The organism is Leeia sp., assembly GCF_041909055.1.
GTDB classification, from domain to species: domain Bacteria; phylum Pseudomonadota; class Gammaproteobacteria; order Burkholderiales; family Leeiaceae; genus Leeia; species Leeia aquatica.
On record NZ_JAYREC010000002.1, the window covers coordinates 467,104 to 478,589 of the forward strand.

Annotated in this window: 9 protein-coding genes; 6 read left to right on the top strand and 3 right to left on the bottom strand. The window is 58.8% G+C overall.

All coding sequences use genetic code 11. From position 1 onward, the window contains the following. Positions 1–3 precede the first annotated feature (3 nt). From ACE3O2_RS07965 to ACE3O2_RS07990, 6 genes are all read left to right on the top strand, one after another. Complete coding sequence (locus ACE3O2_RS07965; RefSeq protein ID WP_374336355.1) at positions 4–4,128, top strand: amino acid adenylation domain-containing protein; 4,125 nt, start codon at positions 4–6, stop codon at positions 4,126–4,128. After that, on the top strand, positions 4,125–4,958 hold the full coding sequence (locus ACE3O2_RS07970) for a hypothetical protein (protein ID WP_374336357.1): 834 nt from the start codon (positions 4,125–4,127) through the stop codon (positions 4,956–4,958). Before ACE3O2_RS07965 ends, ACE3O2_RS07970 begins: the two co-directional genes overlap by 4 nt. Next, the gene (locus ACE3O2_RS07975; RefSeq protein WP_374336359.1) at positions 4,951–5,646 is read left to right on the top strand and encodes a hypothetical protein; all 696 of its coding nucleotides are present in this window, start codon (positions 4,951–4,953) and stop codon (positions 5,644–5,646) included. Before ACE3O2_RS07970 ends, ACE3O2_RS07975 begins: the two co-directional genes overlap by 8 nt. 76 nt (positions 5,647–5,722) lie before the next feature. After that, positions 5,723–6,595 carry a TauD/TfdA dioxygenase family protein gene (locus ACE3O2_RS07980; RefSeq protein WP_374336361.1) on the top strand — a complete coding sequence of 291 codons (873 nt, stop codon included), beginning with the start codon at positions 5,723–5,725 and terminating at the stop codon, positions 6,593–6,595. Positions 6,596–6,654: 59 nt separating this feature from the next. Next, complete coding sequence (locus ACE3O2_RS07985) at positions 6,655–7,536, top strand: TauD/TfdA dioxygenase family protein (RefSeq protein ID WP_374336363.1); 882 nt, start codon at positions 6,655–6,657, stop codon at positions 7,534–7,536. 26 nt (positions 7,537–7,562) lie between these two features. Continuing rightward, the gene (locus tag ACE3O2_RS07990; RefSeq protein WP_374336365.1) at positions 7,563–8,303 is read left to right on the top strand and encodes a thioesterase II family protein; all 741 of its coding nucleotides are present in this window, start codon (positions 7,563–7,565) and stop codon (positions 8,301–8,303) included. Between the two features lie 158 nt (positions 8,304–8,461). Here ACE3O2_RS07990 and ACE3O2_RS07995 read toward each other — a convergent pair whose 3' ends face one another. The 3 genes from ACE3O2_RS07995 to ACE3O2_RS08005 form a co-directional block, all read right to left on the bottom strand. Next, positions 8,462–9,613, bottom strand: coding sequence for an acyl-CoA dehydrogenase family protein (locus ACE3O2_RS07995; RefSeq protein WP_374336367.1), 1,152 nt, complete (start codon positions 9,611–9,613; stop codon positions 8,462–8,464). A gap of 2 nt (positions 9,614–9,615) precedes the next feature. Next, the gene (locus ACE3O2_RS08000; protein ID WP_374336369.1) at positions 9,616–10,068 is read right to left on the bottom strand and encodes a MaoC family dehydratase; all 453 of its coding nucleotides are present in this window, start codon (positions 10,066–10,068) and stop codon (positions 9,616–9,618) included. Positions 10,069–10,162: 94 nt separating this feature from the next. Continuing rightward, on the bottom strand, positions 10,163–11,347 hold the full coding sequence (locus tag ACE3O2_RS08005) for an acetyl-CoA C-acyltransferase (RefSeq protein ID WP_374336371.1): 1,185 nt from the start codon (positions 11,345–11,347) through the stop codon (positions 10,163–10,165). Positions 11,348–11,486: the final 139 nt, after the last annotated feature.

Here is an 11,486-nt window from a genome sequence, read left to right on the forward strand (position 1 = left end):
CTCATGAATCAAACCGAAGCATTGTTGGCCACCTTGCAAGCCAAAGGCATTGTCTTGTCGGCGGAAAATGGCAAGTTGAAATGCAAGGCGCCTAAAGGCGTGTTGACGGAAGACCTCCAGCAGACTCTGAGTATCCATAAACAGGCATTGTTGGCACTGCTGTCCGCCCCGTCACCATCCGACCAGCCTGCAGGTAAAGCCCCCCTCTCTTGTGCGCAGCAGCAGCTGTGGTTCTTGTATCAATTGAGTCCGGAGCAAGGGTTTTATAACAATCCGCTGGCTTTCAGAATTACGGGTCGGTTCAATATGGCGGCGTTGCGAGACGGCTTCGCCCATGTGATCGAACGACACGGCAGTCTGCGCACCCGTTTTGACCAGCAGGACGGGCAGGCTTTTCAGGAGGTACTGACAGAGTATCTGCTGCCTTGGCAGACGCTGGACTGGCAGGCATTGCCCCCCCACCAGCGAGAACAACAGATTGCAGCGGCCATTGCGGAAGATGCCTCGCGACCTTTCAAGCTGGAAGTATCACTGCCAATCCGGGCTACCTTGATCCAGACGGCAGCGCAGGAATGGGTGTGGCTGGTGTGCGTGCATCATATTGTGGCGGATGGCTGGTCGATTGGTTTGCTGTTGGGTGAGTTGATGGCGGCCTATCAGGCTTTCAGCCAGCATCAGCCGCCTCAGCTGGATGTGCTGCCGATGCAGTACATTGACTATGCGCGCCAGCAGCAACAGCTGCTCACGCCAGAGATTCGAGCAGCGCAGCTGGCTTACTGGAAGCGGCAGTTGGGGGATGCTCCAGCATTGCTGCCCCTGCCGACTGATCGGCCCCGTCCGCTGATCCAGCGGCATCATGGTCAACGTCATTTCTGTCAGGTCAGCCGCGATGTGCTGGCCCGGTTGCAGCAGTTGGGCCGGGAGCAGCAGTGCACACTGTTCATGTTGCTGCAAGCCGGGTTCTCCCTCATTCTGGCCAAGCATGCCAATACCCGGGATGTGTCGATGGGCACGCCGTTTGCCAACCGGAACCGCAGCGAGCTGGAACCACTGATCGGGCATTTCATCAACACTGTGGTACTGCGCAACCAGCCACAGCCCACGCAAAGTCTGCAGGATTATCTGAGGGCGGTACGCCAGATGGTGCTGGAGGCTTACGAAAATCAGGATGTCCCGTTTGAGCAGGTGGTTGAAGCCATCAATCCGGAGCGTAGCACCAGCTATACGCCTTTGTTCCAGGTGTTGCTGGTCCTGCGCAACCTGCCCAAGGCGGCCTCGCATGAGTTGCAGGATATTCAGCTGACCGCACTGGATGCACAGAATCACACCGCTAAGTTTGACCTTGGCTTGTCAATGACGGAAACCGAGGCCGGGCTCGATCTGGAATTTGAGTTCAATACGGATCTGTTTGACCCGGATACCATCGCACGGCTGGCCGGGCATTACACCTACCTGCTGTCCCGGATGCCCTCTGAGCTCATGTTGCCCTTGCAGCAGCTATCCTGGGTGCCGCCAGATGAGCAGCAATCCATCCTGCAGCAGTTCAGTCGTGGTCCTGCGGCTCCGGCATGGTCTGATGAGGATGTGATCCACTGCCGTTTTGAGCGGCAAGCACGCCGTACACCCGATGCGGTTGCCGTGGTGTATCAAGGCCAGCAGTACCGCTATGCCGAGCTCGACAGACGAGCTTCGGTACTTGCCGCCAGGCTGCTCCAGTCCGGGGTCGCTCCCGAGGATCGTGTTGCCCTCTGCCTGAACCGGGGCTTGCACATGCCGGTTGCCATTCTGGGTGTGTTGAAGGCGGGTGCGGCGTATGTTCCGATGGACCCGGATTATCCGCATGAACGCCTCCAGCACATGCTGCAAGATAGTGGTGCGACCATGGTGGTGGTGGATGATGCCGGTGCCCGAGCGCTAGAGGGATGTACGGTAAACGGCCTGATTAACCTGTCCCAAACCGATATCGGGACGCAGCGTGAACCAGAGATGGTCCTCCCGAAGGTCAGTCGCCATCAGCTGGCTTATGTCATTTACACCTCAGGGTCTACCGGCAAGCCCAAGGGCGTCATGGTTGAGCATGGTTCTGCCGTCAACTTCTGGCGTGTGATGCAAGGCTCTACGCATGAAGGTTTGCCGGTGCCCTCAGTCGTTGCACTCAATTCTGCCTATACCTTTGACATGTCACTCAAAGGCTGGCTGCAGCTGCTGAGTGGGCATAGCCTGCATATCCTGCCGCAAGAGATCCGGGCAGATGGCGCGGCACTGCTGACGTACTTCCGCCAGACCGGCATTGCCGCTTTTGAATGCACACCGACCCAACTCGACATGCTGCTGGCTGAGGGTTTGCTGACCGCCACCGATCTGCCACTGCAGCGTGTGCTGATTGGTGGTGAGCCGGTGAGCCCGCCCATGTGGTCACAACTGCGTCAAGCCGAAGCGATCCGCTTCTACAATATGTATGGCCCGACGGAATGCACGGTGGATGTCACCATCGGCTTGATCAATGGTGCCGGTGAGCAGCCCGATATTGGCTCAGTCATCACTGGAGACCGGGTGTACATTCTGGATGAGGCCTTGCGTCCCGTTCCCGTTGGGGTGCAGGGTGAGCTGTATCTGGCGGGGGCAGGGCTGGCTCGCGGTTATCTGAATCAGCCTGAGCTGACCCAGACCCGTTTTGTGCCAGACCCATTTTCCCCAGAGACGGGGGCCAGGATGTATCGCTCCGGTGATCTGGGTCGTTGGCGGCAGGATGGACGGATCGAATACATCGGGCGTAACGATTTTCAGGTCAAGCTGCGCGGTTTCCGCATCGAGCTCGGAGAAATCGAAAAAGCCTTGATGCTGCTGGACGATGTTCGGGAGGCCGTGGTTTTGCTGGATCAGACGGGGGAAGAGGGCCGGCTGGTTGCAGCAGTAGCCCGGCCCGGCGATCCAGCCAGCCGCAGCCTGCCAGAATGGCGGGCCTTGTTGCTGACCGCCTTGCCGGCGCACATGATTCCCAGCGTTTTTGTCGAATTTCCGAAGTTGCCCCAAACCCGAAACGGCAAGCTGGATCGTGAGCAGGTACTGGAAGCGGCCCGGCATGCACAAGGCAGCTATCAGGTCAATCTGGCCAGCCCGCGTGATCATATCGAACTGAGGCTATACCAGATCTGGAAAAGCCTGTTGCTACAGCCGGCCATCAGTATCCGGGATAACTTCTTTGATATCGGCGGGACCTCCATATCGGCCATCAAGCTGGCGCACCGGATCAAGGCTGAGTTCAATATGGATTTGCCACTGCATGACATCCTGCGCTATAGCTCGATTGAAGCGATGGCAGGGCGGTTGCGGCAGGCCGAGGATGCCTCCAGCAATGGCCAGTTGGTCACCCTGCGGGCTGGCGAGGGCAAACACAATGTAGTGTGCATCCACCCGGCGGGGGGGACGGCGTTCTGCTACTTGTCCCTTGCCAAAGTGTTGCCGGAGTCATGCGGAGTGTATGGCATTCAGTCCCCTGGCATACAGCCCGGTGAAGCCCGCTTGCCCTCCATTGAGGCAATGGCGGAATACTATCTGCAGTGCATTACCCACCTGAGTGCGGGTCCGCTGGTGCTGACCGGGCTGTCTTTTGGTGGTCTGGTGGCCTATGAGATGGCGGCCCGTCTGGTTGCAGAAGGGCATACACAGGTGTCTGTGGTGATGCTGGATACACAAGGGGTGGACGACGAGACCGAGCGCGCGGATATCGCTCAGGTCAGCATGCAGGAGTTCCGGCAGAAGCTGATCAAATTCAATGGCATGTATCCAGGCATCGAAGATGAGCAGATTGAGCGTTACTTCACGGTTTATAACCACAACCGTCTGACTCGAAAAGCCTATTTCCCCGGCGAGTGCGGTGCACGGGTCGTACTGATTCAAGCCATGGGGGGGCGGGAACGCGGCTTGCTCCGCGAGGGGCGCATCTTCTGGCGGCAACGGGCCTCCCGCTATTACCGGGTGCATCTGGTGCATGGCGACCATTGGGAGATGCTGGAAACGGCAGAAATCCTGCGGGTGGGCAAAGTGTTGAAGCGCGAGCTGGGGCTGTTGTCCAGTCAGGTTGTACACAAGGCCGGGCGTGAGCAGGGTGAGGCATTGCCAGCATGACCCACCTTGAAGGATTGCAACATTTTCGCCGTGCCAGGGCTTCAGGGGCATTGCACCAGGGCGTGTGGCATCACCCGGATGGCGGCGGTTGCCTGCTGGCGGTGCTGTCACCCATGGCCAGCCACAGTGGGGAGGTGCCTGCCACACTGATGCCGGACTGGCTGGCGCAGATTATCCCCCCGCTGTTTGATGGTCTGCCTGCTGCCACCTGCCTGGATTGGGGCGAGGCCCTGATCACGGCACTTTCAGCCTTTGAGGGCAGAACCATCCCGCGGCGCATTCTGCATCACTGGATGCTGCATGGCTTGTTGCCGGTTCTGAAGCTGAGCTGTGAGCTTAGGCATGGTTACCCGGAGCAGGTACAGCGGCTGATGGATCTCCATCGCGATGCACTGGCCGCCAGGCACCATGACCACGAAACGTGGCTTTTCGGTCTGGAGGGAGCACTGCAAGCCGCATTCACATATGGCTATGACTATGCCTCGGCCTACCAGCAGTCTTACCTGCGTTGCTTGCAATATGCGCAAGCACAGCAATTCCCGGATGCAGAGCCCATGTCACGCGAGTATGGCGAGGAAAATGCCCTGGCAAACCGCAAGGCCTTTGTGCAGGCCAATGCCAAGGTGCATGCGGCGATGGACGCCGAATGGCTGGCCCAGGGGGACCCAGGACAGCCATCGCCAGGCACGCTGTATGGACAGCTGCAGGCTGTGACACAGGGCTATTTGCTGACCGTGGGCCACACGGCTGAGGCACAAGGCATGCTGTACCAGCGTCTGGCCGATGCACTGCTGATGTCGGTGCAGGAAGCGGGGAGGGATTATGCCTGAGGCCGCACGTTTTCTGCTGATAGGTGATTCCCATGCAGGTGCCATTGGCCGGGCAGCGCAGGCTGCGGGGATTCCCTTTGTGGGCGGCCCCATTGGCGCTGGGCGAGATTTCATCGGACGCTTTCATGAGCGCTGTGGTGAGGAAATCCGCTGGCTGCATGCGGGTGTTGCCGCTTATATGGATGAATTCCAGCGAACGCTGGGCGGTGGCCCGCTGGGCAAGCTGACCATTCCTGTGGTGTCGACCATAGGGTTTGGCGCCCATTTCTTCGCCATTCATGAAAGCTGGCGTATTTACCAAGACAGGCAGCAGCAATATTCGCCTGCATTCCTTGCAGGGCCGCTGTTTTCAAAACTGATTGGGGTCATGGCGCAAGACGCGCTGGCGCTTTATCGGGATCTGCACGATATGGGGCTGCGTGTACTGGCGGTCATGCCTCCACAACGGGTATTGGAAACGGCAGACCCGACGATCTTTTTTGCCGCGCAGGAGGCCCTCAAGCAACACCTGCAGGCCATCGGCATCGAAGTGATTGATGTTCGACCAGAAGCAGCCGGGCCGGATGGTTATCAACGGCCCGAGTACTGTGAACCCAATGACACCCTGCATGGCAATCAGGCGTTTGGTGCCTTGATCCTGAATGCCTTGCATCAGGCAGGTGTAGGCGTCATGCATGAATCGCAGTAGCAGTGGCAGGAACAGTGGCAGTTATATCCTGGTAGTGACTTTGATAAACCGATGAATCAAGCAACAAGGAGATACGATGAGTCATTATGTTCGTGAAGCGGTAGAGCGGATTACCACCCGAAAGCTGGCCCCTTATGAAACCATCAAGGTAGAGCCGATCACACCGATCATTGGTGCTGAAATTTCCGGTGTGGATCTGACGCGTGAGCTGACCGCACAGCAGATTGCTGAAATTCGCCGTGCCTGGCTGGAGCACCATGTGGTGGTGTTCCGCAAGCAGGAGCTGTCTGCGGAGGATCAGAAGCGGGTGGCCCGCTATTTTGGTGAACTGCGGCAGTTTCCGATTGCCAAGTTTGATGGGGGAGATCCGGAAATCGTTGAGGCCCGCTCCGGGCGTGACAACGAGCACATTGTGGGTGGATTGTGGCACACCGATGGCACCGGCGATGAGGCGCCGTCTGCGGGCTCTTTCCTGTACATGATGGACATGCCGGAAGTGCAGGGTGGCGACACCATGTTCTCCAATATGCATCTCGCTTACGACATGATGTCGCCGGCGATGAAGGCTTTTCTGGAAGGCCTGACCGCACACCATGACGGCATTGTGGCCTGGCGTGGCCACAAACCGCCAGAGGGTTTCCCGATTGCGCGTGCCGATCACCCGGTCGTGATGACGCACCCGGAAAATGGTCGCAAGAACCTGTTCGTCAATTCCGGGTTTACCACCAAAATCAATGAGCTTGCTCCATTTGAAAGCCAGCAGCTGCTGCAGATGCTGTACCGGATGATTGAGCAAGAGCCGATTCTGGCTTGCCGCATTCGCTGGGAAAAGCACGCCATGGTGTGGTGGGATAACCGCTGCACTCAGCACTTTGCGGTTTGGGATTATTATCCCTACAACCGCCATGTTCGTCGGGTCACCATCAACGGAAGCAAACCCACCCTGTAACAATCCGGCAAGCGGGGTGACTGGAGTGCTCCGCTTGCTTTCTTTGCTAAAGGCCTGCCATGAGTCAGTTTGTACGAGCTGCTGTCGAAAAAATCACCACTGCGCCCACTCCGCGCTACGAAACCCTCGGAGTTCAACCTCTGACCCCCATCATTGGAGCCGAAGTCAGTGGCGTCGATCTGTCACGCCCGCTGGAAGGTGTTCAACTGGCGGAATTGAAACGCGCTTTCCTGCGGCATCATGTACTGGTGTTCCGTGATCAGCATATTCAGCCAGATGATCAGCGGCGCTTTGCCCAGTATTTTGGATCACTCAAGGTACTGCCGATCAGCAAGGTGGATGGCGGTGATCCCAATATCCTGGATATCACGGCATCCAAGGATTCAGAATTCGTCGTCGGAACAGAATGGCACACCGATGGCACTGCGGAAGAAGCGCCCTCATTGGGCTCCATTCTCTATATCAAGCAGACGCCAGCACTGGGAGCCGGGGGCGATACCTTGTTTGCCAACATGCACCTCGCCTATGAAATGCTATCGCCCGCCATGCGTCAGTTTCTGGATGGGCTGACAGCGATACACGACGGTATTGTGCCTTGGCGCGTGTATGGTTATGAGCCACCTGAGGGGCTGGAGATTCCGCGTACGGAGCATCCGGTTGTCGTTAGGCATCCTGAAACTGGACGAAAACTGCTGTACGTCAATTCTGGCTTTACCACGCATATCGTCCAGCTGGCGCCACCAGAGAGTAGACCGTTGCTGGACATGTTGATTCGCCTGCCCCAGCAAGAGCCTATCCTGAGTTGCCGGGTTCGCTGGCAGCCCAACACGGTCGTGCTGTGGGATAACCGTTGTACCCAGCATCACGCCGTCTGGGACTACTATCCATTTGACCGGTTTGGCCAGCGTGTCACAATTGAAGGCTCTCGCCCCATGGCGTGATGCTGGAAGCAGATAGGGTGCAACTTGTGAAAACAGAGTCAAAATGGCTATTTGGCCAGCCGGCCAGTGATGCCCGAATTCGGCTGATCGGGTTTCCGTTTGCGGGGGGCAGTGTGGCTGCCTTTCAAGGCTGGTCCGAGGGGCTGGGGCCGCAGATCGGCCTGCAGATTGTCAGTCTGCCGGGGCGGGGGAGTCGTTTGTTTGACCCCCCGTGCGATGACTGGCCAACCCTGGTCGATGTATTGTGCGCCGAGCTGGCGCCGCTGTTTGATCGCCCGGTAGCCTTTTTCGGCCACAGCCTCGGCGCACTTCTGGCATTCGAAACGGCGCGAGCATTGCGGTCGCGAGGGCTACCGTTGCATTCACTGTGGCTGTCTGGTGCCGAGGCACCGCACCGGCGGGCCCTCAAGCGCCGTCTGCATGACTTGCCGGAGCGTGACTTGATCGAGGCGCTGCGGGACTATAACGGCACACCGGCTGAACTGCTGGACCATGCCGAGATGATGGAATTGCTGCTGCCGGGTATCCGGGCAGATTTCGCCTTGTCTGAGCGCTATGTCTGGCAGGATCAGGAAGGGGGGCTAACGTGCCCCATGCACTTGCTGCTGGGGGACGCAGATCCCTATGTGGAACTGCCCCGCGCACTGGCCTGGTCTGAGCTGGGGGCTGCGGGCATGACGCGGCATGATTTCAACGGGGACCATTTCTTCCTGAATCCCCACCAGCAAGCCATCTGGCAGCGGTTGCAAGACGGCCTGCGTGTGTAAGAACCTGTTTATGGTCTGCTGCACGACGGCGATACGGCGTTGAAAACCACTTCGGAATGCTCATTTACACCCAGTAAACTCCGCTTCCTCAGTCGTTTTCGCCTTGTCTCACCCTCGCTCGCGAGACCATAAACAGGTTCTAAGGAGGCGGCTGGGGGTCAGGCGAGGCTGGCGCCCTCCATCCCCAGCTCGCGGGCGATGATCAAGCGCTGGATATCGCTGGTGCCTTCGTAGATCTGCGTGACACGTACATCGCGGTAGATGCGCTCGACCGGGAAGTCATTGAGGTAGCCATAGCCGCCAAAGGTCTGCAAGGCATCAGAGCAGACCTGCTCGGCCATCTCTGAAGCAAACAGTTTGGCCATGGCGGCTTCTTTCAAGCAGGGCTGGCCGGCATCTTTCAGGCTGGCTGCGTGCCACACCAGCTGCCGTGCCGCCTCCAGACGGGTGGCCGCGCTGGCCAGGCGGAATTGCACCGCTTGATGCTGGTATATGGGCTTGCCGAAGCTCTGCCGCTCACGGGCATAATCCAGCGCACACTGCAAGGCGCTGCGCGCCATGCCGAGGCATTGGGCCGCGATACCAATTCGACCGGATTCCAGATTGGCCAGCGCAATGCGGTAGCCTTCGCCTTCCTGCCCCAGACGCAGTAAGGCGGGCACGCGCACCTTGTCAAAAGCCAGTGCCGCCGTGTCGGAACAATGCTGTCCGAGCTTGTCTTCTACACGAACGACTTCAAAGCCAGGTAAATCCGTGGGGACGATAAAGGCGGTAATGCCTTGACGCCCGGCGTTTGGGTCTGTTACCGCAAACACGATGGCGGCACCCGCGTGGCTGCCATTGGTGATGAACTGTTTGCTGCCGCTGACCAGGTAGTCATCACCCTCCCGCACCGCCTTGGCCTGCAGTGCGGCCGCGTCTGAGCCGGCCTGAGGCTCAGTCAGGCAAAACGCGCCCAGCATCTCGCCTGAGGCAAAGGGGCGCAGGAAACGCGCCTTCTGCTCCGGGGTACCAAAGTGCAAGACCGGCCCGCACACTACGGAATTTTGTACGGACAGGATGGTCGAGATGGCACCATCTCCTGCAGCCACTTCTTCCAGTGCCACAGCTGCAGACAGGTAATCCAGCCCGGCGCCACCCCATTCGGTCGGTACTGTCAGGCCAAACAGACCCATGCTGGCCAAAGCCTGCAATTCTTCGTGGGGGAAACGGTGGCTGCGGTCACGTTCAGCCGCAGTGGGCCACAGTTCATGTTGTGCGTAATCACGCACGGCGTCACGGATCAGACGCTGGTCTTCATTCAGCAGCACATTCAGCCCTCAGTCGGTCGTAACGCCACCCAGATGGCGTTTTCCAGACTCATGATCAATTGGTCATGCTGATTGAAGGTACGCCATGCCAGGGTCACCACGCCAAAACCGGGGCGAGATTGCGAGTGCTTGCGGCCCATGACATCAAACTCGGCCCGAATCACATCGCCCGGCCGAACCGGCTGATGCCAGATCAGCTTGTCGATCTGCAAGCCCACCAGCCCATTGCTGATCTTGCTCAGATCAGAGTCGGCCAGCATACGCATGGTCAAGGCTGCAGTATGCCAGCCTGATGACACCAGACCGCCAAACACACTCTGCAGGCCCGCCATCGGATCCAGATGAAAGGGCTGCGGGTCAAAGCGCCGGGCGAAATCCACAATTTCTTCCACGGTGGCACTGATGGGGCCACCATGGAACACCCGGCCTGGCGTTAAATCTTCAAAGTACAGCATGCATTTACCTCATGGGTACACGAGAAGAACAAGCCCTGAAACCAGCCCACATGCTACAAGAGGCTGGGCGACAAGGCGAGTGCTTCTCTACCCGTCAGAGGCATTCAAACGCCATGGCTGTGGCTTCGCCACCACCAATGCACAATGAAGCCACACCGCGCTTGAGCCCATACTGTCGTAAAGCGGACAGCAGGGTCACTACCACACGTGCACCAGAGGCTCCGATCGGGTGGCCCAGGGCGCATGCTCCGCCATGAATGTTGACCTTGTCAGCCGAAAGCTTGAGGTCATGCATGGCCGCCATGGTGACGACGGCAAAGGCTTCATTGATCTCGTACAAATCCACATCGCTGGCTTGCCAGCCGCAGCGTTGCAGCAGCTTCTGCATGGCAAATACCGGGGCGGTGGTGAACAAGGCCGGAGCTTGGGCATGGCTGGCATGGCCGACGATTCGGGCCAGCGGCGCAAGGCCACGGCGCTCGGCTTCAGAGGCCCGCATCAACACCAGCGCGGCGGCACCATCCGAAATGGAGCTGGCATTGGCCGGGGTGATGGTGCCATCTTTGCGGAAGGCGGGTTTCAGCTGCGGGATCTTGTCCAGCCGGGCCTTGCCGGGCTGCTCATCCACGCTGATGACGTGCTCGCCTTGCTTGCCGCGCAGGGTAACCGGTGCAATTTCTGCGGCAAAGCGCTGCTCCGTGGTGGCTTGCTGCGCACGGGTCAGCGAGCGAATGGCAAATTCATCCTGTGCCTCACGGCTAAAACCGTACTGGTCTGCGCATTCTTCGGCAAAGCTGCCCATCAGGCGGCCTTTGTCATAGGCATCTTCCAGACCATCCAGAAACATATGATCCTTGACTTCGCCGTGGCCCAGGCGCATGCCTGCGCGGGCCTTGGGCAGCAGGTAGGGAGCATTGCTCATGCTTTCCATGCCGCCGGCCAGCATCACCCGGTTGCTGTCGGCCAGCAACAGGTCATGGGCCAGCATCAGGGCCTGCATGCCTGAACCGCACATCTTGTTGATGGTGGTGCAGGGCACCGACTGCGGCAAACCGGCACCAATAATGGCTTGGCGGGCTGGGGCCTGGCCTTGTCCGGCGGACAGCACATTGCCGATGATGGCTTCGTCCAGGTCGGTGCCGCTCAACTGACTGCGTTCGATTGCGGCACGCACGGCAACGGCGCCTAGCTCGCTGGCACTCAGGTTGTGAAAATCACCCTGAAAGCCCCCCATCGGGGTACGGGCAATACTGGTGATGACAATCGGATCGTTGCGCATGGTCCAGCTCCTGCATGAGAGAGGGGATAGCTGCATTATCATTTACGTTTACGTTAACGTCAATTGATGTTCAGGTGCGAGAGCAGGTCAACAGGACAGGGTAACGGTACAAGCCGCAGCTGGCCTCGTCACCACTTTG

What these genes read in the sequence shown, in the direction of transcription:
- ACE3O2_RS07970 (WP_374336357.1), top strand. Translation starts at nt 4,125, where the DNA reads ATGACCCACCTTGAAGGATTGCAACATTTTCGCCGTGCCAGGGCTTCA.
- ACE3O2_RS08000 (WP_374336369.1), bottom strand. Translation starts at nt 10,068, where the DNA reads ATGCTGTACTTTGAAGATTTAACGCCAGGCCGGGTGTTCCATGGTGGC.
- ACE3O2_RS07975 (WP_374336359.1), top strand. Translation starts at nt 4,951, where the DNA reads ATGCCTGAGGCCGCACGTTTTCTGCTGATAGGTGATTCCCATGCAGGT.
- ACE3O2_RS07985 (WP_374336363.1), top strand. Translation starts at nt 6,655, where the DNA reads ATGAGTCAGTTTGTACGAGCTGCTGTCGAAAAAATCACCACTGCGCCC.
- ACE3O2_RS07965 (WP_374336355.1), top strand. Translation starts at nt 4, where the DNA reads ATGAATCAAACCGAAGCATTGTTGGCCACCTTGCAAGCCAAAGGCATT.
- ACE3O2_RS07980 (WP_374336361.1), top strand. Translation starts at nt 5,723, where the DNA reads ATGAGTCATTATGTTCGTGAAGCGGTAGAGCGGATTACCACCCGAAAG.
- ACE3O2_RS08005 (WP_374336371.1), bottom strand. Translation starts at nt 11,347, where the DNA reads ATGCGCAACGATCCGATTGTCATCACCAGTATTGCCCGTACCCCGATG.